Below are 21,331 nucleotides of genomic sequence, written 5' to 3'. Positions count from 1 at the left end.
TAACGATAATTCACCACCTGCCTGAGAGCTCATAAACAGCCATACGGGATGGAAAAAATCTAATAAAACCTGTGAGCATGACAAAGACTTTCAGGCGAACTCACTATCCCGTAAAGTTACGTATAATTTGCCAGGAATCATCTTAAAGTAAAGTAAATATTAAGTATTGTGAGGTGGTTAGAAACATTTAAACCGCGTCAGATATATCCTGGTAGATGTTTTTCAAGATTATTTTTAGGAATATCCTCAGAAAGACATTGCAAACACTGCGGGTTATTATTTGCGTGGAAGTTCGCTGACAATATCCGCTAAGAGATTGAATATCTCGCTGAATAAATGCTCGCAGAAGGGGGCGATAAGTGGCATCAATAATGACATTAATAAAAGGCCAACCGTCAACGTCACCGGAAAGCCGATGACGAATACCGACAGCTGCGGGGCCATTCGGTTGAGTAAACCCAATGCGAGGTTAACGGTGAGCAACAGGGTTATGACAGGCAGCGCCAGCATCAGCCCGTTGAGGAAGATCAGCCCGGCAGCCCGCACCAGCGCCAGAAAAGCGTTACTGTTCACCGGGTTGTCGCCAATCGGCAGCGTGTGGAAGGTGTCCACCAGCATAGAGATGAGCCACAGGTGGCCGTTGAACGAGAGAAACAACAACATCGCCAACAGGTCGATAATACGCGCCAGCACGGGCATATTCAGATGGCTGCCCGGGTCAACGAACGTCGCGAAAGACAGACCCATCTGCAAACCGATCAGTTCGCCCGCCGTTCGTACCGCGGCGAAGGCGAGCTGCATCGTAAACCCGACCGCCACGCCAATCATCACCTGTTGCAGGGCAATCCATATCGCATTCGGGGAAAAAATCGGGATATCCACCGCCGGCAGGGAAGGGGCAACGATAATGGTGATAACCATGCCCAACCCAATTTTGATGCGTTTAGGCACCGACTTTTCACTGAGTATGGGGGCGGTGGAGATCAGCGCCATGATGCGCAGCATCGGCCAGAAATAGATCCCGAGCCACTGAACAAACTGATCGCTGGTGAATTGCAGCATCGTCCGTCAGCCGATGATGTAAGGCAGATTGGTGAACAGGTTGCGCATGTAGTCCAGCAGCAAATTGAGCATCCAGGGCCCGGCAACGATAATCGCCACGAAGACGGCGATGATCTTCGGGATGAACGACAGGGTCATTTCGTTAATCTGCGTGGCGGCCTGAAGAATACTGATAATCAGACCGGTTACCAGCGCAACCAGAAGCAGGGGCGCGGCGACGGCAATCGCGACTTTCATCGCTTCCGTGCCCATCATCATTACCGACTCAGGCGTCATTGCGCGCTCCTCAACTGTAGAAACTCTGCGCCAGCGAGCTGACCAGCAGCTGCCAGCCGTCGACCAGCACGAACAGCATGATCTTAAAGGGCAGGGCAATGGTTGCGGGCGGGACCATCATCATCCCGAGCGCCATCAGGACGCTGGCGATCACCAGGTCAATAATCAGGAACGGAATGAAAATGGTGAAGCCAATCTGGAACGCCGTTTTCAGCTCACTGGTCACATACGCTGGCAGCAGAATGCGCATCGGCACCGCTTCCGGTCCCTGTAACTCGCCCGTGTTAGCGAGACGGGCAAACAGGGCCAAATCCGCTTCGCGCGTCTGGCGAAGCATAAATTCACGTAATGGCTGAGCCCCCTTTTCCAGGGCAACCTGCATGGAAATTTTATCTTCGCTGAACGGCTGGTACGCCTCGGTGTAAATCTTGTCGATCACCGGCGACATAATGAAAAAGGTCAGGAACAGGGCTAAACCCAGCAGCACCTGATTGGGCGGCGCGGACGGCGTGCCGAGCGCATTTCGCAGCAGACCAAACACAATGATGATGCGGGTGAAACTGGTCATCATCAGCAGGATCGCCGGGATAAAGGTCAGTGAGGTGATGAACACCAGCGTCTGCACGGAGAGGGACCAGCTTTGTCCCCCGTTCGCCAGCGGCGTGGAAACCAGCCCCGGCAGCTGCGCATACACAGAAGGCGCGAACAGGCCCAGACCTGCCAGCGTAAGCAATAACAAACGGCGCATCAGGATCTCCCGGAACGCTTGAGCAAACTCTTCATAACGGACTGAAAATCCGCAGGGGCCTGGGCGTTAGCCTCCACCGTGACAGGCGCAGGGGGCAGCGTGTGAAGAACGTTAATGCTGGAGGCGGTCACGCCCAGCACCAGTCGCGCATCTTCCACTTCCACAATGACCACGCGCTCGCGTGGGCCGAGTGTGGTGCTGGCGCTGACCTTCAATCCGCGCGTGCCGGCCGTTTTCCCCGCCAGCCCGAAACGCTTTGCCAGCCAGGCGGCGATAAGGATAAAGGCAATAATACCGAACAGCGCGCCGCTCACCTGAAGCAGCGGGGAGCCGGGTACGGCGGAGGGCGCGGACAGTGTTGCCTGGGTTTTCATACTTAACGGCTCAGGCGACGCATACGTTCGGAAGGGGTAATGATGTCGGTGATACGTACGCCGTATTTATCGGCCACCACCACTACTTCGCCCTGTGCAATCAGGTAGCCGTTGATCAGAATATCCAGCGGCTCACCCGCTAAACCGTCAAGCGCCACCACGGAACCCTGCGTCAGGCGCAGCAGCTCTTTAATAGTCATGCGGGTGCGGCCCAGCTCAACGGTCAGCTTGACCGGAATGTCCATAATCAGGTCGATGTCCTGTAACGTCCCGCTGACGTCGCCGCCGCCTAACTGCTGGAAGACCGCGTCTGCCGCGCTTTTCGTCGGCGTCGTTTTTTGCTCGTTTAACGCGTCAGCCCACAGATCGTCCAGTGCTCCGCTGTTTTCATCGGACGGATTGTTCATGTCACTCATTTGGGCTGTTCCTCATTCAGCGAATTCAAAATCGGGTTGATCAAGTGCTCAACGCGTAACGCATACTGGCCGTTAATCGTGCCGTACTGGCTTGTCAGCACGGGTACGCCATCCACATGGGCAATAATGCGGTCGGGTTTATCTATCGGCAAAACGTCGCCGGGTTGTAATTTCAGGATCTGCGATAACCGCATGGAGATGTCGGCAAAGTTAGCCACCAGCTCCAGCTGCGAGTGCTGAACCTGGCGCACCAGGTTCTCACGCCAGTTCTGATCTTCATGGCGTGAGTTCTCCAGCGGCGGGTTCACCAGCAGTTCGCGCAGCGGTTCAATCATGCTGAACGGCAGGCAGATGTTGAACTCGCCCGTCAGGTTGCCGATCTCGACGTGGAACGGGGTGTTCACCACGATGTCATTCGGTGAGGTGGTGATGTTGGTAAACTTCACCTGCATCTCGGAACGCACGTACTCCACTTCCAGCGGGTTAATCGCTTTCCACGCGTCGCTGTAGGATTCCAGCGCCAGCTTCAGCATGCGGTTGATAACGCGCTGTTCGGTATGGGTAAACTCGCGGCCTTCCACTTTGGTCGGGAAACGGCCATCGCCACCGAACAGGTTATCCACCGCGATGAACACCAGGCTTGGCGAGAACACCACCAGGCCGGTACCGCGCAGTGGTTTCAGATGGATCAGGTTAAGGTTGGTTGGCACCGGCAGGTTGCGGGCAAACTCATGATACGGCTGAATGCGGATCGCACCGACGGTGATATCCGGGCTACGACGCAGCAGGTTAAACAGCCCCATTCGGAACTGACGTGCGAAACGTTCGTTGATGATCTCCAGCGCCTGTAAACGCTCGCGCACCACGCGACGCTGGGTATTGGGATCGTAGGGACGAATATTATCGTCGCCGGTCAGACCCGGCTTCGGATCGTCACTCTTATCGCTGTCGCCATTGAGCAGCGCATCGATTTCTGCCTGAGAAAGAATACTGTCGCCCATGTCGTTACCGCAGAATGAAGGCTGTATACAGAACGTCAGTGACTTCCTGCTTAGGTTGGCCGTTGACCAGCGGGGTCGCCAGCGTCTGTTTGATCGCATCGACCAGCTTTTGCTTGCCCACATCGGTGGCGAGCGCGGAGGCATCCTGACGAGAAAACAGCAACAGCAGACGGCTACGCACTTCTGGCAGGTAGTCGTTCAGACGTGCACGGGTCGCTTCATCTTTCAGACGCAGCGTAATGCCCACGTAAAGCACGCGATCCGCATCGCCGAGGTTCACGGTGAACGTATCCAGCGGGTAGAAGACCGGCGCCGGTGGAGGCGGCGCTTCAGCTTTGGCGGCTGCGCTTGAGGGTTCCTGCTGCATACGCCAGTAACTGTAGCCTGCGGTGGCGCAGGCCGCGAGGGTAATCAACACCAGCAGCGGGATCCAGATGGAACGCTTGCTTTTTTTGGTGATAGCGGAGTCTGTCATCTGATACGAGCTTCCTGTTTCGGTACAGCTTAATACGGTGATTATCCCGTGTCCGGCTTAGGTCAAAGCGTGGAAAAGACGGGGATAATCACGTTACCTCTGGCGTTTAGGCAAAGATGTCTACGGCACGGCTGCCGCGCGCGGCGGATTGCAGGGCGGCAGGGGTTGGCAATAACTCTTCGCTCTCCTCGTTAAACCCGCCATGCTGGCCTGAACGCGAAGCATGCTGTTGTTGCCCGGATGAAGATTGCTGCTGCCCGGCAAAGCCTTCGCTGCTGACGCTGCTTTGGGAAAGCTGAATGCCGTTTTCCGCAAGCTGCGTGCGCAGGATCGGCAGGGCCGCTTCCAGCGCCGCACGAACGTGGCTGTGGGGCGAAACCATCTGCAACTGCGCCTGGTTGTCATCCAGCTTAAGCGAAATTTGCACCTGACCCAGATCTTCCGGGTGCAGGCGTAGCTCTGCGGTCTGTTGGCCCTGTCTGGTGAACAGGGTGATGTGCTGGCTTAGATTCTGCTGCCATTCGTGCGTGCCCAGCGGCTGGCTTAACACCGGCGCGGTCGCAACGGTAGCGGCAGACTGGGGGGTTGCCAGGTGACTGATGATCGGTGCCAGCGTCGCGGTTGGGCTGGCGGCAGACGACGCCGTGCTCACTACGTCCTGCTTCTCCGCGACGGCGGCAACAGCTGGCGTAACGGCTGCCGTGGCGGGCAGCGACGTGTCGCTGTCCTGAACCGACGTTTTTTCCTGACCCGTTAACGCATGGCTAAGCGGCTGATGCTGGCCGTTGTCCGTCTGGGCTAGCGCAGAGGGGAGGGCGGCACGGGGGGCGACCTCCCCGGTGCTTGCTGGCTGCGTCGCCATTGGGGTGGTAGTCTGCTGGTGCGGTAACATCGCCATCAGCGCGCTTAACCCGGCCAGCTCCTCTTCTTCAGTCGTGGTCTCGCTGTTTGCTTTCGCGTCCGTCCGGGTCAGCGCCTTCAGCGCATCCGTATTCGCTGCGGGTTTCAGGCCGGAGACGAGGCTTTGCAGGGAGACGGCGGTATCTTCATCAGTCAGGGTCTCCTGGCGGGAGAGCAGCTCGGCGATTTTGGCCTGGAGCGTGGTATCACCGTTTTTTTCCTGTGCCGCTGTCGACAGCTTGCTGCCCGCCGCTTTCAGATCGGCCAGCGTCAGCGGAGCATCTTTGCCTTTGCCGGTGGTCTCGGTCAGCGCGCCCGCCAGCAGAGAGAGAAAATCTTGCGCGCCCTCAGCGCCTTTTCCGGTCAGCGTGCCGCCGGACGGGTCGCTGTCGGTCATCAGCAGTTGTTGCAGTGTGATCATTCTGGTTTCCTCATTGATGCGCGCTGGGCAAACTCATCCATTTTTTTCTGATCCAGACGGTTTTCCGCCAGGGTCGAGGCTGCAATCTGCCGGTCCTGTAAGGTTTGCCAGGCCTGCAACCGCTGTTTTTTCTCGCGCCAGAAATTCAGCGCGGTATCGACTTTTTGCGTCCACTGGTTAAGCTGCTGGCGATGCTGCTCAATCGCCTTTTCCAGCGTCTGGATAAACTGCTGATAGTTAATCCAGCGCTGGCTACCAATGCCCTGCGTCATGTCGGTGTTAAGGTTGGTGCGATATTCATGCTGATAGTCGATTAACATCTTCAACTGTTCTTCAGCCTGTTGGCACCCGCGTCGCATTGCGCCAAGTTGCAATGCGGCATCATCAACTTCTTTTTCAGCCAGATCTTTCAGCGTTGATAACGCGCTGTTCTGCGCCATGACCTTCGCCCTCCACCTGTGTTACACCTGCGGGAAAATCAGCTCCAGTGCCTGGAGGGAATCTTCCCAGTCGGCGCGTTCAAAAATACCCTGTTGCAGAAATGCCTCCAGCTGCGGCCAGAGGGCAATCGCTTTATCGAGCATCGGGTCGCTGCCTTTAGCGTACGCCCCGACGCTTACCAGATCGCGGTTGCGCTGGAAGCTGGAGAGCAGTTGTTTGAAGTTACGCACGCGGGCGTAGTGTTGCTCGGTGATCAGGGCCGTCATCGCACGGCTGATCGAGGCTTCAATATCAATCGCCGGGTAGTGTCCGGCTTCGGCCAGACGGCGCGACAGCACGATATGGCCGTCGAGGATCGCGCGCGCGGAGTCGGCAATCGGGTCCTGCTGGTCATCGCCTTCGGTCAGTACCGTATAGAACGCGGTGATGGAGCCTCCGCCGCTGATGCCGTTCCCCGCACGCTCAACCAACGCCGGGAGTTTGGCGAAGACCGACGGCGGGTAACCTTTGGTGGCGGGCGGCTCGCCGATGGCCAGCGCAATCTCACGCTGCGCCATCGCGTAGCGGGTCAGGGAGTCCATAATCAGCAGCACGTGCTGGCCCCGGTCGCGGAAATCTTCCGCGATACGCGTGGCGTAGGCGGCACCCTGCATACGCAGCAGCGGTGACACGTCCGCCGGGGCGGCGATCACCACCGAGCGGGCGCGACCCTCCGCACCAAGAATGTTTTCGATGAAATCTTTGACTTCGCGACCACGCTCACCAATCAGGCCGACGACGATAACGTCCGCCTGGGTATAACGCGCCATCATGCCGAGCAGGACCGATTTACCCACGCCGGAGCCGGCAAACAGCCCCATACGCTGGCCGCGTCCCACGGTGAGCAGGGCGTTAATCGGCCGCACGCCGGTATCCAGTACGTGCTCGATTGGCGTGCGTTGCAGCGGGTTAAAGGGTTGGGTGATCAGCGCGCCGGTTTCGGTGGTATCAGGGGAGGGCAGGCCATCGAGCGGTTTGCCGCTCCCGTCCAGCACGCGGCCCAGCAGCGCCGGACCGAGCGGGAGCTGTTTGCCGCTTTGCAGGCCGTCACCGCTGATGTTTTTCGCGTAGACGCGGGCGCCGGGCAAAATCCCTTCCACTTCCTCAAGGGGCATCAGAAACAGTCGCTGGCCGTTAAACCCGACCACTTCACTTTCCACTTCACGCGTCTCACTCCCGTCCTGACGCTCAATCACGCAGGTGGCGCCGAGCGGAAGTTGCAGACCTGTGGCTTCCAGGACCAGACCGGTGGCACGCGTCAGGCGTCCATAACGACGAACGGATGGCAGCTGCGCCATCTTCGTTTCAAAATTATCGAGCGTGTTAAGCCAGCGCGTAAGGCGAGCGGTCATCAGACGACTCCCGGTGCCGCCAGGCGGCACAGTTCCTGCCAGCGGGTCGCGACGCTGGCATCCAGATCGCCCTCATCCGCCGAGACCTTACAGCCTCCGTGATGGAGCGACGGATCGCCGCGCAGCCGCCAGCCGTGCAGGCTCAGCGTCGCGCCGAGGCTCTCTTCCACGCGCTGCAAATCATCAGGATGCACGCGCAGCTGCGGTTTGCCGCTGAACAGCGGCTCCTGCTGGAGCAGCCCCTGGATTTGCTTAATCAGCGCGGCGTTATCCACGACCGGCGTCTGGCCGATCACCTGACGGGCCGCCTCCAGCGCCATCTGCATCAGGCGCGAGGCAATCACGCTGTCCAGCGCATCCAGCGTGTGCTGAAACTCGCTCACCAGCTGCTGCATGCGGGCATGTAGCGGCGCCTGCTGCTGGCGCGCCTGCTCAATGCCCTGCTCTAAACCTTTCGCCAGCCCTTCCTGATAACCCTGTGCGTGCCCGGTCTGACGGCCTTCGTTCATCCCGGCGTTGAAGCCCTGCTCGTGCGCCTGCATTTGCATCTGGGCCAGCATCTGGGCGCGCTGTTCCTCTTCACTCAGCTCGGGCACGCCCGCCCCGGCGTCGCCCTCATCGGACGACACTATGGCAGGGGTGAACTCTGCGGTGGGAGGGGAGAGGTCGTCAGGCGTCCAGCGCTTCCACGACAGTTCATCAGACATAGGTGTCGTCTCCGCTGCCAATCACCATCTCGCCGGTTTCTGCCAGACGACGAACAATAAGCAGGATCGCTTTCTGTTCGTTCTCCACCTGAGACAAACGCACCGGGCCACGGTTGGCCAGGTCGTCGCGCAGGATATCGGCCGCACGCTGGGACATGTTGCGCAGGAACTTCTCGCGCAGCGGCTGCTCGGCGCCTTTGAGGGCGATAAGCAGGGACTCCGAATCCACTTCCTGAAGCAGGCGCTGGATGCTGCGATCGTCCACTTCGACCAGGTTTTCGAACAGGAACATCTCGTCGATAATTTTCTGCGCCAGTTCGCCGTCGAACTCGCGCACCGCCGTAATAACCGCCTCTTCCTGCTGCGTTTTCATCAGGTTGATGATTTCCGCTGCCGTTCTCACGCCGCCCATTTTGCTGCGCTTGAGGTTCTGGCCGTCGAGCAGGTTGTTCAGCACTTCGGTCAGCTCCGCCAGCGCGGCTGGCTGGACGCCGCCGAAGGTGGCGATACGCAGCATCACGTCGTGGCGCAGGCGCTCGTCGAACAGCGCCAGAATATCGGCCGCCTGGCCCCGTTTGAGGTGGACCAGAATGGTGGCGATAATCTGCGGGTGCTCGTCGCGAATAAGATCGGCGGCGCTTTGCGGTTCCATAAAGTTGAGCGTTTCGATCCCGCTGGCGGTGTCGCGCGTTTCGAGAATATCTTCCAGCAGGCTGGCGGCGCGCTCTTCGCCCAGCGCCTTAACCAGCACGGAGCGCAGGTATTCGTTGGCGTTGACGTTGAGCGCAGCAAACTGCTCGGCTTCCTGCTCAAACTCCGCCAGCACTTCGGTCAGTTGCTTGTTGGAGATCTGGCGCACGTTGGCCATCGCCGCGCTGAGGATCTGCACTTCTCGCTGAGAGAGGTGTTTAAACACCTCCGCCGCGCGATCTTCGCCAATGGTCATCAGCAGGATGACGCTCTTATCGGTGCCTGTAAGCGTATTACTCATGTTCGTTACCCATCCAACCGCGGATGACCAGCGCGACGACGCGCGGATCGTTATCTGACATTTCGCGAATGCGCTGGCTCATCACCTCTGCGCCCATACGCTGGTTAGCACGACGCTGCTGCATCTGTTCATCTTTGCTGAGACGAACTTCAACCGCTTCTTCCTCGTCCGGACGCGCGTTCTTCTGTTCCAGCGCAGCTTTTTCGGCTTCAGCGCGACGCTGAAGCTGAGGACGGACACCCTTACGCCACAGCAGCCACGCGACAATCAGCACCAGCAGCCAGCGGCCTGCGGACATCAGCTGATCGAAGAACGCCTGCTGTTGCCAGAACGGCAGTTCGCCACCCGTCTCATCCACCGGGTTGAACGGTGAGTTCACAACGTTGAGGGTATCGCCACGTTTTTCAGAGAAGCCCATCGCTTCGCGGGTCAAATCTTCGATCTGCTTCATCTGCTCTGCCGTGAGCGGCAGCGGTTTACCGTCCGGCAGCGTTTTGTAGTTCACCACCACGGCAACAGAGAGACGCTGAATATCGCCCGTGTTCAGTTTGGTATGGCGGATAGTCCGGTCGACTTCGTAGTTGGTCGTTTCGTTACGGCTGCTGTTACGCGGGCCGGCACTGTTCGCGGTCGAGGTCGTCTGCTGATTCGTTTGCTGACCGTTCTGCGGGTTGGCCGGCGGCGTGGAGATTGGCGCGGCGTTGGCAGGCGCAGGCTGGTTAGAGAGCGCACCCGGCACACCGCCAGGATACTGGCCACCGACCTGTTCCGTCTCATTGATCTGACGCGAGCGTAACACGGCGCGAGAAGCATCCCCGTTCGGGGCGTACTGCTCTTCGGTCTGTTCTTTATTCGAGAAATCAATCTGCGCGGTGACCTGCGCATGCACGTTGCTGTTGCCCACCACCGGGCCCAGAATCGCTTCGATGCGACGCTGGAGACGGCCTTCCACGTCGGCGGCGTATTTCAGCTGGGCGTCGTTGAGATCGCGCCCGGCGGTGTTGGACTGCGTCAGCAGGTGACCGCTCTGATCCACCAGCGTAACGTTACCCGGCGGCAGACCGGCTACTGCACTGGAGACCAGGTGCGTGACGGCGCTGATCTGCCCTTCATCCAGCGCACGACCGGGTTCGAGGTTAACCGTCACAGAGGCAGAAGGGGACTTTTGTTCGCGGACAAACAGGGACGGCTTAGGCATCGCCAGGTGCACGCGGGCACTTTTCACCGGGCCTAAGGTTTCAATCGTACGGGCCAGCTCACCTTCCAGCGCGCGCTGGTAGTTAACCTGCTCGCTGAACTGGCTGATGCCGAATTTTTCCTGATCCAGCAGTTCAAACCCAACCGCGCCGCCTTTCGGCAGCCCCTGCTGGGCGAGACGCAGGCGAAGCTCGTGCACTTTATCTGCCGGCACTTCAAGCGCACCGCCGTTATCGGCAAAGCGATACGGGATGTTCATCTGGGTCAACTGGGTGACGATGGCACCGCCATCCTGGTCGGAAAGGTTGCTGTAGAGCGTGCGGTAATCCGGGCTTTTTGCCCATAAGACCATCGCGACAACGATCGCAATGGCGGCAGCGCCTGCCACAATCAACGGGATCTTAGGGTTGGCGCGAAGGCGGTTCATCCACTCGAGTGATTTATTCTGCGGCGCTGTCGATGCTGCTGTCGCACTCATTGCGCACCTCTTAAATCCTGGTGGTTTACGTTATTCGTGTAGAGAAACAAAACTGACTCCCGGGTCGGCAAACACGACAAAAGTTCCATACTGATGGCCCTGCCATTATTTGATGAATCGGGATTTTCTATGCGTCAAATAACCTGGTTTTTTAACGCTATTTACCGCCATTATCTGATTGACAAGCTGTTAGTCTTGACCTCGTAAAAAACCATCCAGGGGAGAGTCATGGCTATACAGGGCATTGAAGGGGTACTCAGTCAGTTACAGGCGACGGCGATGACCGCCCGTAATCAGAGCGTAACTGACCAGCCGCAGGGCATTAGCTTCGCCGGTCAACTGCATGCGGCGCTGGACCGGATCAGCGATAAGCAAAACGCGGCCCGTACCCAGGCTGAGAGATTTACCCTCGGTGAACCCGGCGTGGCGCTCAACGATGTGATGGCCGATCTGCAAAAAGCGTCGGTGTCATTGCAGATGGGGTTGCAGGTGCGTAACAAGCTGGTGTCGGCGTATCAGGAAGTCATGGGGATGCAGGTTTAATCAATACCTATCTTACGCTGGCAGCCTGATGGCTTTAATGCCACAATATTTTTTTCTTCGCATGCAGGAAAGATGATGAAAAAAGTAGCAATTGTGGCTGCAATGCTGACGTTAGCGGGATGCGTTCAGGTCGAAAACTATCAGGAAGTGGTTAAGCATCCGGCACCTTCGCATCTGGCAGGTTACTGGCAGTCGAAAGGGCCGCAGAGCGCGATGGTGAGTCCGGAGGCGATTGCCACGCTGGTGGTGACGCCAGAGGGTGATACCCTGGACTGCCGTCAGTGGCAGCGCGTTATCGCGGTGCCGGGTAAGATCATGCTGCGTTCAGATGATTATTATAACGTGACCGAAAAACGAGACGTCTATCCGCTCGATCGTGATGGGGCGGCGCTGGAGTATGACGGCATGGAACTGTACAAGGTTGACCGCCCAACGGTGGAATGCGCAGATTACCTGAGCAAGAATCCGCTGGAGAGTAAGCTTCCGTAACCGTTTTGGAGTTTGCGCCCTCTACCCGTGGTCTGAGGGATCTCCACAAAATAATGCCTTCACCGTCGGCCCCCTCTCCCTGGAGGGAGAGGGCTGGGGTGAGGGGGAACATACGGCTCTGGTGGTCATTCCGTTCACTTTATGTTCCTTGCTACTCTGTAGCGACATGAGCGGTGAACGTGCCAGGGTGGCTCAGTCGCCACCACCCTGGCGACCCGGGCTCCCGGCGGAAAATCGCCGCTTCGCGGTACCCTCAGCTTTTTCCTTCAGGCTATCGGGTCGGGCATGAGCCTGCATCCATGCAGGCCACGCCCTCTCGGCGCTTCCCTGCGCCTCGCCCCGGCCTTACGGAAACGCTTCGGCGATTTACAGCCGGACCAGGGCATTGCTGAAAGTCCTCAGTTATTATGAAGGCAACGTTATTGCTTCTGCTTTCAAATTACTGGGGATATCTCTCCCTGTGGGAGAGGGTCGGGGTGAGGGCATCAGGCCGCACCTTTCCCGTACTACAGCGCGTCTTCAATCACCCAAACGCTGACGCTTCCCCCGTTACAGAAGAACGTCCCTTCGCCATCCGCCGCCGTGGTCACGGTTTCCTCGCGGTTGCCTAAAAAATCACGCCAGGTCTTATTGCCGTAATTCTCGCCGAGGCAGATCGTCTTCTCACCGTCATCACCATTCGACAGCACCACCACACAGCCCGGGTGCTCCTCTGTCCCGCTGCGGCTAAACGCAATGCAGTTTGGATGATCGAAAAAAAGGGTTTGCACGCCGTGGGCAAAACGCTGCCGGGCGAGGATCAGCTCGTGGAGCTGTTCAATCACCGGCATATCAATGTGATACGTCTCACCATCCCCGCCAGTGTCGTCATAGCTGGCGCCAAAAAGATCCGGGTAGAACACGCTCGGCACGCCGTTTTCACGCAGCAGGATGAGCGCGTAGGCCAGCGGTTTGAACCAGGCTTCAACCGGGGCTTCCAGCGCCTGCAAGGGCTGGGTGTCATGGTTGGCCACCAGCGTTACGGCATGGAACGGATCGGCTTCCACCAGCGTACCGGTGAAAATCTGGCTCATATCGTAGTCGCGTCCCTGGCGTGACGCTTCGTGAAATTTCATTTGCAGCGGCGCGTCAAACAACATGGTTTTGCCGTCCACCTGATTGATGTATTGCTGCAATTTATCCACTTCGTGAGACCAGTATTCCGCCACAATAAATAGCGGCTGCGGGGCCACCTCCTGGACATGTTCAATCCACTCTTTATAGAACCAGGCCGGAATGTGTTTTACCGCGTCCAGGCGGAAGCCGTCGCAGTGGGTTTGCTCCATCACCCAGCGCGCCCAGTATTTGATCTCCTCCGTCACCGCGTGGTTGCGAAAATCAATATTTTCACCCATCAGGTAATCGAAATTGCCCATCTCGTCGTCGACCTGATCGTTCCAGCCTTCGCCGGTGTAGTCGTTAACGATTTTGAAGATACCGTCCTCACTGGGATTTTCAATGTGGTCGATACCGCTAAAGCATTTGTAATCCCAGATGAACTGCGAATACTGCCCGGCCCGAACGGGGAAGGTGTAGCGCGTCCAGGCTTCACATTCGATGATCTCATCGCTGATTTGGGTGCGATCCTGAGCATCCACGCGTTGCACGCGGACGGGTTCCTTTTCATCGGCCCCCATTTTATGGTTGACCACCACGTCCAGAAGCACCGCAATCTGGTTGCTTTTTAAGGCGTTGATGGCCTCCAGCAGCTGGGCTTTATCGCCGTATTTGGTGGCGACGCTGCCTTTCTGGTCAAACTCACCGAGGTCGAAAAGGTCATAAGAGTCATACCCGACGGAATAGCCGCCGGATGCGCCTTTGTAGGCCGGGGGTAACCAGACCATATTGATGCCGATTTCGTTCAGGTTGGGGGCTAATGCCGTGACTTCTTGCCACAATTCACCGCCGGTGGGGTAGTACCAGTGAAAACATTGTAAAAGTGTTGGGTTGCGCATGCACCATCTCCATGAGGTCGCGAAACTCAAGTATGGAGCAGGTTTGGCAGAAATGCCTGGCGAACGAAACGGTTAACGCTTGCCCGCCAGTTAAATGGCTAATTAATATCGCTATTACTTTGCGGAACAAGGACATGACCGCCCTGGTTACCGTAGGTGGAGAGAACGGTTTTCTGGATGGAGGATTGCCCAACCAGCTTCGCTAGCTCATCCATTCTGGCTTGCAGCAATGTTTTTACCTGGCCTTCGTTGTCCAGGATCACCCGCAGCGTCGGGCGAAGCTGCTCCTGAATCTGCATCGAAGGTTCACTTTCCTGAGTGAGACGAGCCAGTGAGTGCACCGCATTAACATAGTCGGTTTCACAGATGATCAGATCATCCCATAGTCCCTGCCGCGCCAGTCGCAACATCAACTGGCTCTGCTCAAGGAGTTGCTGATAAAGGGCATAAAGTTGCGGTGCGTTACTCATTAGACGGCGTCCTGCATCAGTTGTGGCGTACCGGCAACCTCCTTCCACCCGTCAGCGATATTGCGCAGCAGGTTTTCCACCTCTTCGATGGCGCTGGCGTCGTTATTCACGTTGGCGTGCAGGAGGCGACGTACCATATAGGCATAAAGGGCAATCAGGTTTTGCGTAAGCTCATCACCGTTATTTTCCACCAGGCCAACCTTCAGCCCGTTTTCGATAATGTTGATGGCTTTTGAGAGCGCCAGCCCTTTAGCAGGAATATTACCGTCTGCCAGGAACAGACGCGCGCGTACCAGCGCGCTGAGGGCTCCATCAAATAGCATGATTACCAGCTGCTGCTGGCTGGCGCTCATCACCGCGCTTTCAACTTCTATCTTTGCGTAGGCCTGCGTGCCTTTTGCGCCGTACATGTTATCCCCCTCGGGTCTGATTAGCGTTTACTACTTGTTGCTGGACGTATTTTCGAACTGCTGCGTCAGGTAGCTGCTGGTGTTGTTCAGCGAGGTCATCAGTACGTCCAGCTGGGTAAACTGGGCTTTGTACTGCGCCACTCTCGCGTCAATACGTTCGCTCACGGCGTTATATTGATCCGTCAGCTTGTTCAGCGTTTTGCTGACGCCATCTTTGGCCGCCTGGATAATGCCTTTACTGGAAAGCCAGTCAGTCAGATGGGTGGCCATGGTGGTAGTGATCCCGGTGGTTTTACCGTCACCCACAACCAAATCTTTCACGGCAGACGGGTTATCCGTCAGCGCTTTTTTCAGCTTGTCGCTGTCCAGCTCCAGCTTGCCCGTGCTTGGATCGGAGGTAATGCCGACCTGAGACAGCGTTTTATAGGCGGTTCCGCCGACGGTGTTGCTCAGCATGGTTTTCAGCTGCGTCTGAATAGTACGCAGCGTGCTGTCCCCGAGCAGGGCGCCGTTGCTGGAGTCCTGCGCATCTGTACCCGCATCAACCGCCGTATATTTGGTTAATGATGCAAAACTGTCCTGAAGGGTGTTGTAGGCATCCACCCAGGCTTTCATCGCCGTTTCCGCTTTCGACGTATCTTTAGCGATCGTCAGCGTCTGGTTACCGGTGGTGACGTCGTTCAGGTTCAGGGTGATATCTTCCAGCGCATCGCTGATGGTGTTGCTGCTGTTTTCGATATCGACGTTATTCACCTTCAGCTTGGCGTTCTGCGCGGTGACGCTTTCCGTCATGCCGTTGCTGGCGTCGGTGCTGGTGCCGTTGTAACCCATAAAGGATTGCAGGGCGCTATCGCCGCTCACGCTGATGCTGACCGCGTTGTCCGCCCCGGTTTCGGTGGAGGTGATGGACAGACGATACTGACCATTACCGACGTTAATAATACTGGCGGTCACGCCGGCGTCAGCTTTGTTAATCGCATCGCGAATGCCGGTCAGCGAGGAGTTTGCCGCGCTGATATCGACGGTCACCGGATCTTTACCGTTACCGGCGGTAAAGGTGATCTTGCTGTCAGCCGTGGCAATGGCCGTTTTGGTATCCGGCTGCGCGTTTTTGGTCGTCAGGGTTTGCGCCTGCGCCAGCTGCGACACGCTGATGGTGTATTTACCGGCAATCGCGCTGCCGGTAGTGGTGGCGCTGAATGCCGTGGTACTGCTCGACGTGCTGGTCGCTGTAAACAGGTCGGCTTTATTCAGCGCGGTGTTGGCGGTCTGAAACGCTTCCAGTGAACTTTTCAACGTGCCGTAAGCGCTCAGCTTGGCGGTATACGATGTCTGTTGTTTGGAAATTGGCGTCAGCTGTGCTTTTTCGGCCGTGGTCAGACTATCCAGAATGTCTGCTAACTTAAGACCCGAACCAATCCCCAATGATGAAATACTTGCCATATTTATTCCTTAATCTATCGACACGTAGAACGAATAGTGGGGTTATCGGCCTCAATGGGGGAAAGTTTACGGTTAATTTCTTTTTTTTAATGGCGGGAATAACGCTAATAGAGAAGAGCTTTTCCGTGGCTAAAAAAATTAACGCGATCCTGAAAAAAAATCTAAAGGTTGTTTTGGACCAGACGATAACACCTTTGACGGCGATGAAGCCGAAGGGTGGAAACCCAAATCTAACCAAACAGATTTGATGAACAACAGGAATCGAAATCATGGCACAAGTCATTAATACCAACAGCCTCTCGCTGATCACTCAGAACAACATCAACAAGAACCAGTCCGCTCTGTCTTCTTCTATCGAGCGTCTGTCTTCTGGTCTGCGTATCAACAGCGCGAAAGATGACGCTGCGGGCCAGGCTATCGCTAACCGCTTCACCTCTAACATCAAAGGCCTGACTCAGGCTGCACGTAACGCTAACGACGGTATCTCTCTGGCGCAGACCACTGAAGGCGCACTGTCTGAAATCAACAACAACCTTCAGCGTGTTCGTGAACTGACCGTTCAGGCAACGACCGGTACTAACTCTGATTCTGACCTGTCTTCAATCCAGGACGAAATCAAATCCCGTCTGGACGAAATCGACCGCGTATCCGGTCAGACTCAGTTCAACGGCGTGAACGTGCTGGCTAAAAACGGCACCATGAAAATTCAAGTAGGTGCTAATGATGGTCAGACAATTGCCATTGATCTACAGAAGATTGATTCCTCAACCTTAGGTCTTAATGGTTTGTCGGTATCTAAAAACTCGTTGAATGTTAGCGAGCCTGTTACTCAAATTAATAACGCCGCAAATACCGCACCTCTGAAGGTTGACCTCAGCGCTGTAGCTACAGATTTAGGCGTTGATGCGTCGTCCTTAACGTTGAGTAACGTTTTAGACAAAGACGGTAACGCAACCAAAAACTATGTTGTGAAGTCAGGAAACGATTACTTCGCAGCGTCTGTAGACCGTGCAACTGGTAAAGTTGCGCTTAACAAGGCCGATGTTGAGTATACAGATCCTGCAAATGGTCTTACTACTGCTGCTACACAAGCAGGTCAGTTTGTTAAAGTTTCAGCTGATAAAGATGGAAACGCAACGGCCTTTGTTACTTTCCAAGGTAAGAATTACGCGGCAAAAGCAGCTTCACTTGTTGATACAGGGGATGCAACTACAGCAGCACAAGGTACCGCTGCGACTACTAATAAAGTAACGCTTCAACTCAGTGATAAAGCTGCAGTGATTGGCACTGGTACAGCTGCAAACCCACAGTTCCCAGCCACTTCTGCTACAGCTGAATTTGCTGGCACTGCTACGAACGATCCACTGGCTCTGCTGGACAAAGCTATCGCGTCCGTAGACAAATTCCGTTCTTCACTGGGTGCGGTTCAGAACCGTCTGAGCTCTGCCGTAACCAACCTGAACAACACCACCACCAACCTGTCTGAAGCGCAGTCCCGTATTCAGGACGCCGACTATGCGACCGAAGTGTCCAACATGTCTAAAGCGCAGATCGTTCAGCAGGCCGGTAACTCCGTGCTGTCCAAAGCTAACCAGGTTCCTCAGCAGGTTCTGTCTCTGCTGCAAGGCTAATCGCCTGATTACGCTCAAACCCCGCTTCGGCGGGGTTTTTTCTGTCCGCATTTACGCGTAACCCCCCAAATAACCCCTCATTTCACCCACTATTCACCCGATTAAAACCCCTCCAGAATCGGATAATCATGCCGATAACTCAACTAACGCAGGGCTGTTTATCGTGAATTCACTCTATACCGCTGAAGGTGTAATGGATAAACACTCGCTGTGGCAGCGTTATGTTCCGCTGGTGCGTCACGAAGCATTGCGCCTCCAGGTGCGTTTGCCGGCGAGCGTGGAACTGGACGATCTGCTACAGGCGGGCGGTATCGGGTTATTGAATGCAGTTGACCGGTACGACGCTCTGCAAGGAACGGCATTTACGACTTACGCAGTGCAGCGTATTCGTGGTGCGATGCTGGACGAGCTGCGCAGCCGCGACTGGGTGCCGCGCAGCGTTCGCCGCAACGCGCGCGAAGTGGCGCATGCGATGGGGCAGCTGGAACAGGAGCTGGGGCGCAACGCGACGGAAACCGAAGTAGCGGAGCGTCTGGGCATTCCTGTTGAAGAGTATCGCCAGATGTTGCTCGATACCAATAACAGCCAACTCTTCTCTTATGATGAGTGGCGCGAAGAGCATGGCGATAGCATCGAGCTGGTGACCGATGAACACCAGCAAGAAAACCCGTTACACCATTTACTGGAAGGGAATTTACGCCAGCGCGTGATGGAAGCGATTGAAGCTTTACCGGAACGTGAGCAACTGGTGTTAACCCTCTATTACCAGGAAGAGCTCAATCTCAAAGAGATTGGCGCCGTGCTGGAGGTGGGCGAGTCACGGGTGAGCCAGCTGCACAGCCAGGCCATTAAACGCCTGCGCACAAAACTGGGTAAGTTATAGGTGAGTTATTCGCCTTGGAAATGCCGCACAACGTATTGACAACCAGGAGTTATCATGACGGTGCAGCAATCTAAAAGACGGCCTTTAAGCCGCTACCTGAAAGACTTTAAACACAGCCAGACGCATTGCGCCCACTGTAAAAAATTACTCGACCGCATCACGTTGGTTCGTCGCGGTGAAATCGTGAATAAGATTGCGATTTCCCGCCTCGACACGCTGATGGATGAAGCCGCCTGGCTTGAAGAGCAAAAAGAGTGGGTAGCGCTTTGCCGTTTCTGTGGCGATCTCCATTGCAAAGAGCAAAGCGACTTCTTCGATATTATCGGCTTCAAGCAATTCCTGTTTGAACAAACGGAGATGAGTCACGGCACTGTGCGTGAATACGTGGTTCGCCTGCGCCGCCTGGGTCAGCATTTGACCATGCAAAATATCTCCCGCGATCTGCTGACGACCGGATACCTGGATGAAAATCTGGAGCCTTGGCTGCCCGCCACCAGTACCAACAATTACCGCATCGCGCTGCGAAAGTACGCGCAATATAAAGTCCAGATGCCGGGCGTCATAAAGCAGAAAGTCCACGCCGGAACAACTTCTGATATATATTAAAAAAGAATAAGATGTAGCGCAGCCGCCTTTGACGTTGCAGGCGATTTCTCTACACTACTCAAAAATTCCACTGTATCGGGGTACTTATGAAATTAGCACTTCTGGGTCGTCAGGCGCTGATGGGGATGATGGCCGTTGCGCTGGTCGCGGGGATGAGCGTGAAAACGTTCGCGGCAGATAATCTGCTCAACAAAGTCAAAGAGCGCGGCACGCTGCTGGTTGGGCTGGAAGGAACCTATCCTCCGTTCAGCTTCCAGGGCGACGACGGTAAGCTGACCGGTTTTGAAGTGGAGTTTGCGCAGGAGCTGGCCAAGCATCTCGGCGTCAAAGCCTCCCTGAAACCGACCAAATGGGATGGTATGCTGGCGTCACTGGATTCCAAACGTATCGACGTGGTGATTAACCAGGTGACCATTTCTGACGAGCGTAAGAAGAAGTATGACTTCTCCACGCCGTACACCGTGTCCGGTATCCAGGCGCTGGTGAAGAAAGGTAACGAAGGCAGCATCAAATCCGCCGCGGATCTGAAAGGTAAGAAAGTCGGCGTCGGTCTGGGCACCAACTACGAAGAGTGGCTGCGCCAGAACGTGCAGGGCGTGGACATCCGCACCTATGATGATGACCCGACGAAATACCAGGATCTGCGCGTAGGCCGTATCGACGCCATTCTGGTTGACCGCCTGGCAGCGCTGGATCTGGTGAAGAAAACCAACAATACCCTGGCCGTCGCGGGCGATGCGTTCTCCCGTCAGGAGTCCGGCGTAGCGGTGCGTAAAGGTAACGAAGATCTGCTGAAAGCCATTGATGTTGCCATTGCTGAAATGCAGAAAGACGGCAGCCTGAAGGCGCTTTCTGAGAAGTGGTTCGGCGCAGACGTGACGAAATAAGTCTCTGACCGACAAAAAAAGGCGCTTTTAAAAGCGCCTTTTTTATTTCTCGCGCGTCTGCGTGCATAATGAAATAACAATTGTTTGCGTGACCGGAGGAACCATGTCACTACAGAATTTAACGCGCTTTCCCCGTCTGGAATTTATCGGCGCACCCACGCCGCTGGAGTATCTGCCGCGATTTTCTGACTATCTGGGGCGCGATATTTTCATTAAGCGTGACGATGTGACGCCCATGGCGATGGGCGGGAATAAGCTGCGCAAGCTGGAATTTCTCGCCGCCGATGCCCTGCGCGAGGGCGCGGATACGCTGATCACCGCCGGGGCAATTCAGTCTAACCACGTTCGCCAGACGGCGGCAGTGGCGGCGAAGCTGGGCCTTCACTGCGTAGCCCTGCTGGAGAACCCGATTGGCACGCAGGCAGAGAATTACCTGACTAACGGTAACCGCCTGATGCTGGATCTGTTCAACGTGCAGGTTGAAATGGTTGACGCGTTGACCGACCCGGCTGCACAGCTTGATGAACTGGCGACGCGCCTGGAAGCGCAGGGCTTTCGTCCGTACGTCATCCCGGTTGGCGGCTCGAATGCGCTGGGTGCTCTCGGCTATGTTGAGAGCGCGCTGGAAATCGCCCAGCAGTGCGAAGGCGCGGTGAGTTTGTCCTCGGTGGTAGTGGCGTCCGGCAGCGCGGGGACCCATGCCGGTTTAGCGGTCGGGCTTGAGCAACTGATGCCGGACGTAGAGTTGATTGGCGTGACGGTCTCCAGAAGCGTTGCGGATCAAAAGCCGAAAGTCGTCACCCTGCAACAGGCGGTGGCAGAACAGCTTGCGCTTCAGGCGAAGGCGGAAATATTGCTGTGGGATGACTACTTCGCGCCGGGTTATGGCACCCCCAATGATGAAGGGATGGAGGCCGTTAAGCTGCTGGCCCGCCTCGAAGGTATTCTGCTTGACCCTGTCTATACCGGTAAGGCGATGGCGGGCCTTATCGACGGTATCGCCCGCAAGCGCTTTAAGGATGAAGGACCCATTTTGTTTGTTCATACTGGCGGGGCGCCTGCGCTGTTTGCCTATCATCCCCATGTCTAAAAATCAG

At 56.3% G+C, this 21,331-nt stretch carries 23 protein-coding genes and 1 pseudogene; 7 read left to right on the top strand and 17 right to left on the bottom strand.

What is annotated here, in order from left to right; translation table 11 throughout:
• Positions 1-269: 269 nt before the first annotated feature.
• The 13 genes and pseudogenes from fliR to fliF all read right to left on the bottom strand — a co-directional run.
• A pseudogene (fliR, locus tag ACQG2Q_RS14900) lies at positions 270-1,062 on the bottom strand (flagellar biosynthetic protein FliR); the annotation flags it as partial.
• Positions 1,063-1,068: 6 nt separating this feature from the next.
• Positions 1,069-1,338, bottom strand: a complete 270-nt coding sequence (gene fliQ / locus ACQG2Q_RS14895) for a flagellar biosynthesis protein FliQ (RefSeq protein WP_003859587.1) — start codon at positions 1,336-1,338, stop codon at positions 1,069-1,071.
• Between the two features lie 10 nt (positions 1,339-1,348).
• Positions 1,349-2,086, bottom strand: coding sequence for a flagellar type III secretion system pore protein FliP (gene fliP / locus ACQG2Q_RS14890; RefSeq protein ID WP_022648554.1), 738 nt, complete (start codon positions 2,084-2,086; stop codon positions 1,349-1,351).
• Positions 2,086-2,460, bottom strand: a complete 375-nt coding sequence (gene fliO / locus ACQG2Q_RS14885; protein WP_022648553.1) for a flagellar biosynthetic protein FliO — start codon at positions 2,458-2,460, stop codon at positions 2,086-2,088. The genes fliP and fliO overlap by 1 nt, the downstream gene beginning before the upstream one ends.
• A 2-nt stretch (positions 2,461-2,462) precedes the next feature.
• Positions 2,463-2,876 (bottom strand): flagellar motor switch protein FliN, encoded by a 414-nt coding sequence (gene fliN / locus ACQG2Q_RS14880; RefSeq protein ID WP_003859592.1) that lies wholly within the window; start codon positions 2,874-2,876, stop codon positions 2,463-2,465.
• Entirely contained in the window at positions 2,873-3,877 is a 1,005-nt protein-coding gene (gene fliM / locus ACQG2Q_RS14875; protein WP_006811158.1) for a flagellar motor switch protein FliM, read from the bottom strand. The genes fliN and fliM overlap by 4 nt, the downstream gene beginning before the upstream one ends.
• A gap of 4 nt (positions 3,878-3,881) precedes the next feature.
• On the bottom strand, positions 3,882-4,352 hold the full coding sequence (fliL, locus tag ACQG2Q_RS14870) for a flagellar basal body-associated protein FliL (protein ID WP_003859598.1): 471 nt from the start codon (positions 4,350-4,352) through the stop codon (positions 3,882-3,884).
• A 106-nt stretch (positions 4,353-4,458) separates the two neighbouring features.
• Positions 4,459-5,673, bottom strand: coding sequence for a flagellar hook length control protein FliK (fliK, locus tag ACQG2Q_RS14865; RefSeq protein WP_096216760.1), 1,215 nt, complete (start codon positions 5,671-5,673; stop codon positions 4,459-4,461).
• On the bottom strand, positions 5,670-6,113 hold the full coding sequence (gene fliJ, locus ACQG2Q_RS14860) for a flagellar export protein FliJ (RefSeq protein WP_006811155.1): 444 nt from the start codon (positions 6,111-6,113) through the stop codon (positions 5,670-5,672). The genes fliK and fliJ overlap by 4 nt, the downstream gene beginning before the upstream one ends.
• A gap of 21 nt (positions 6,114-6,134) precedes the next feature.
• Positions 6,135-7,505: a flagellar protein export ATPase FliI gene (fliI, locus tag ACQG2Q_RS14855; RefSeq protein WP_032624018.1), complete on the bottom strand. Its 1,371-nt coding sequence runs from the start codon at positions 7,503-7,505 to the stop codon at positions 6,135-6,137.
• Positions 7,505-8,212, bottom strand: a complete 708-nt coding sequence (gene fliH / locus ACQG2Q_RS14850) for a flagellar assembly protein FliH (protein ID WP_022648550.1) — start codon at positions 8,210-8,212, stop codon at positions 7,505-7,507. The genes fliI and fliH overlap by 1 nt, the downstream gene beginning before the upstream one ends.
• The gene (gene fliG, locus ACQG2Q_RS14845; RefSeq protein WP_003859608.1) at positions 8,205-9,203 is read right to left on the bottom strand and encodes a flagellar motor switch protein FliG; all 999 of its coding nucleotides are present in this window, start codon (positions 9,201-9,203) and stop codon (positions 8,205-8,207) included. The genes fliH and fliG overlap by 8 nt, the downstream gene beginning before the upstream one ends.
• Positions 9,196-10,878 (bottom strand): flagellar basal-body MS-ring/collar protein FliF, encoded by a 1,683-nt coding sequence (fliF, locus tag ACQG2Q_RS14840; protein ID WP_022648549.1) that lies wholly within the window; start codon positions 10,876-10,878, stop codon positions 9,196-9,198. The genes fliG and fliF overlap by 8 nt, the downstream gene beginning before the upstream one ends.
• A 228-nt stretch (positions 10,879-11,106) precedes the next feature.
• Between fliF and fliE the strand changes: the two genes are divergently transcribed.
• Both fliE and yedD read left to right on the top strand, forming a co-directional pair.
• Positions 11,107-11,421 (top strand): flagellar hook-basal body complex protein FliE, encoded by a 315-nt coding sequence (gene fliE / locus ACQG2Q_RS14835; RefSeq protein WP_038416322.1) that lies wholly within the window; start codon positions 11,107-11,109, stop codon positions 11,419-11,421.
• Between the two features lie 75 nt (positions 11,422-11,496).
• A complete protein-coding gene (gene yedD, locus ACQG2Q_RS14830; RefSeq protein ID WP_022648547.1) occupies positions 11,497-11,910 on the top strand; it encodes a lipoprotein YedD in 414 nt (137 codons plus the stop codon).
• 506 nt (positions 11,911-12,416) lie between these two features.
• Here the strand turns inward: yedD and amyA are convergent.
• The 4 genes from amyA to fliD all read right to left on the bottom strand — a co-directional run bounded on the left by amyA (position 12,417) and on the right by fliD (position 16,227).
• Entirely contained in the window at positions 12,417-13,904 is a 1,488-nt protein-coding gene (gene amyA, locus ACQG2Q_RS14825; RefSeq protein ID WP_023300485.1) for an alpha-amylase, read from the bottom strand.
• 98 nt (positions 13,905-14,002) lie between these two features.
• The gene (fliT, locus tag ACQG2Q_RS14820) at positions 14,003-14,374 is read right to left on the bottom strand and encodes a flagella biosynthesis regulatory protein FliT (protein WP_006811148.1); all 372 of its coding nucleotides are present in this window, start codon (positions 14,372-14,374) and stop codon (positions 14,003-14,005) included.
• Complete coding sequence (gene fliS / locus ACQG2Q_RS14815) at positions 14,374-14,784, bottom strand: flagellar export chaperone FliS (RefSeq protein WP_003859616.1); 411 nt, start codon at positions 14,782-14,784, stop codon at positions 14,374-14,376. The genes fliT and fliS overlap by 1 nt, the downstream gene beginning before the upstream one ends.
• A 30-nt stretch (positions 14,785-14,814) precedes the next feature.
• Positions 14,815-16,227: a flagellar filament capping protein FliD gene (fliD, locus tag ACQG2Q_RS14810; RefSeq protein WP_063162927.1), complete on the bottom strand. Its 1,413-nt coding sequence runs from the start codon at positions 16,225-16,227 to the stop codon at positions 14,815-14,817.
• Positions 16,228-16,496: 269 nt separating this feature from the next.
• Between fliD and ACQG2Q_RS14805 the strand changes: the two genes are divergently transcribed.
• The 5 genes from ACQG2Q_RS14805 to dcyD all read left to right on the top strand — a co-directional run bounded on the left by ACQG2Q_RS14805 (position 16,497) and on the right by dcyD (position 21,324).
• A complete protein-coding gene (locus ACQG2Q_RS14805; RefSeq protein WP_032624022.1) occupies positions 16,497-17,858 on the top strand; it encodes a flagellin in 1,362 nt (453 codons plus the stop codon).
• A gap of 163 nt (positions 17,859-18,021) precedes the next feature.
• Complete coding sequence (locus tag ACQG2Q_RS14800; RefSeq protein ID WP_003859623.1) at positions 18,022-18,741, top strand: RNA polymerase sigma factor FliA; 720 nt, start codon at positions 18,022-18,024, stop codon at positions 18,739-18,741.
• A gap of 54 nt (positions 18,742-18,795) precedes the next feature.
• The gene (gene fliZ, locus ACQG2Q_RS14795) at positions 18,796-19,347 is read left to right on the top strand and encodes a flagella biosynthesis regulatory protein FliZ (RefSeq protein ID WP_023300482.1); all 552 of its coding nucleotides are present in this window, start codon (positions 18,796-18,798) and stop codon (positions 19,345-19,347) included.
• 86 nt (positions 19,348-19,433) lie between these two features.
• Positions 19,434-20,234, top strand: coding sequence for a cystine ABC transporter substrate-binding protein (tcyJ, locus tag ACQG2Q_RS14790; protein WP_096216759.1), 801 nt, complete (start codon positions 19,434-19,436; stop codon positions 20,232-20,234).
• A gap of 103 nt (positions 20,235-20,337) precedes the next feature.
• Entirely contained in the window at positions 20,338-21,324 is a 987-nt protein-coding gene (dcyD, locus tag ACQG2Q_RS14785; protein WP_022648541.1) for a D-cysteine desulfhydrase, read from the top strand.
• The last annotated feature ends 7 nt before the right edge of the window (positions 21,325-21,331 follow it).

The sequence above is a fragment of the Enterobacter cloacae complex sp. 370H10 genome (assembly GCF_050031535.1).
Lineage (GTDB): Bacteria > Pseudomonadota > Gammaproteobacteria > Enterobacterales > Enterobacteriaceae > Enterobacter > Enterobacter intestinihominis.
This window is presented reverse-complemented; position numbering and strand designations above follow the sequence as displayed.

Excerpts from the sequence above, each read along its gene's own strand:
- fliF (WP_022648549.1), bottom strand. The coding sequence starts at position 10,878 with ATGAGTGCGACAGCAGCATCGACAGCGCCGCAGAATAAATCACTCGAG.
- fliD (WP_063162927.1), bottom strand. The coding sequence starts at position 16,227 with ATGGCAAGTATTTCATCATTGGGGATTGGTTCGGGTCTTAAGTTAGCA.
- tcyJ (WP_096216759.1), top strand. The coding sequence starts at position 19,434 with ATGAAATTAGCACTTCTGGGTCGTCAGGCGCTGATGGGGATGATGGCC.
- fliO (WP_022648553.1), bottom strand. The coding sequence starts at position 2,460 with ATGAAAACCCAGGCAACACTGTCCGCGCCCTCCGCCGTACCCGGCTCC.
- fliP (WP_022648554.1), bottom strand. The coding sequence starts at position 2,086 with ATGCGCCGTTTGTTATTGCTTACGCTGGCAGGTCTGGGCCTGTTCGCG.
- fliJ (WP_006811155.1), bottom strand. The coding sequence starts at position 6,113 with ATGGCGCAGAACAGCGCGTTATCAACGCTGAAAGATCTGGCTGAAAAA.
- dcyD (WP_022648541.1), top strand. The coding sequence starts at position 20,338 with ATGTCACTACAGAATTTAACGCGCTTTCCCCGTCTGGAATTTATCGGC.
- fliK (WP_096216760.1), bottom strand. The coding sequence starts at position 5,673 with ATGATCACACTGCAACAACTGCTGATGACCGACAGCGACCCGTCCGGC.
- fliM (WP_006811158.1), bottom strand. The coding sequence starts at position 3,877 with ATGGGCGACAGTATTCTTTCTCAGGCAGAAATCGATGCGCTGCTCAAT.
- yedD (WP_022648547.1), top strand. The coding sequence starts at position 11,497 with ATGAAAAAAGTAGCAATTGTGGCTGCAATGCTGACGTTAGCGGGATGC.
- fliL (WP_003859598.1), bottom strand. The coding sequence starts at position 4,352 with ATGACAGACTCCGCTATCACCAAAAAAAGCAAGCGTTCCATCTGGATC.
- fliQ (WP_003859587.1), bottom strand. The coding sequence starts at position 1,338 with ATGACGCCTGAGTCGGTAATGATGATGGGCACGGAAGCGATGAAAGTC.
- fliH (WP_022648550.1), bottom strand. The coding sequence starts at position 8,212 with ATGTCTGATGAACTGTCGTGGAAGCGCTGGACGCCTGACGACCTCTCC.
- fliN (WP_003859592.1), bottom strand. The coding sequence starts at position 2,876 with ATGAGTGACATGAACAATCCGTCCGATGAAAACAGCGGAGCACTGGAC.
- fliE (WP_038416322.1), top strand. The coding sequence starts at position 11,107 with ATGGCTATACAGGGCATTGAAGGGGTACTCAGTCAGTTACAGGCGACG.
- fliI (WP_032624018.1), bottom strand. The coding sequence starts at position 7,505 with ATGACCGCTCGCCTTACGCGCTGGCTTAACACGCTCGATAATTTTGAA.
- fliS (WP_003859616.1), bottom strand. The coding sequence starts at position 14,784 with ATGTACGGCGCAAAAGGCACGCAGGCCTACGCAAAGATAGAAGTTGAA.
- fliG (WP_003859608.1), bottom strand. The coding sequence starts at position 9,203 with ATGAGTAATACGCTTACAGGCACCGATAAGAGCGTCATCCTGCTGATG.
- amyA (WP_023300485.1), bottom strand. The coding sequence starts at position 13,904 with ATGCGCAACCCAACACTTTTACAATGTTTTCACTGGTACTACCCCACC.
- ACQG2Q_RS14805 (WP_032624022.1), top strand. The coding sequence starts at position 16,497 with ATGGCACAAGTCATTAATACCAACAGCCTCTCGCTGATCACTCAGAAC.
- fliT (WP_006811148.1), bottom strand. The coding sequence starts at position 14,374 with ATGAGTAACGCACCGCAACTTTATGCCCTTTATCAGCAACTCCTTGAG.
- fliZ (WP_023300482.1), top strand. The coding sequence starts at position 18,796 with ATGACGGTGCAGCAATCTAAAAGACGGCCTTTAAGCCGCTACCTGAAA.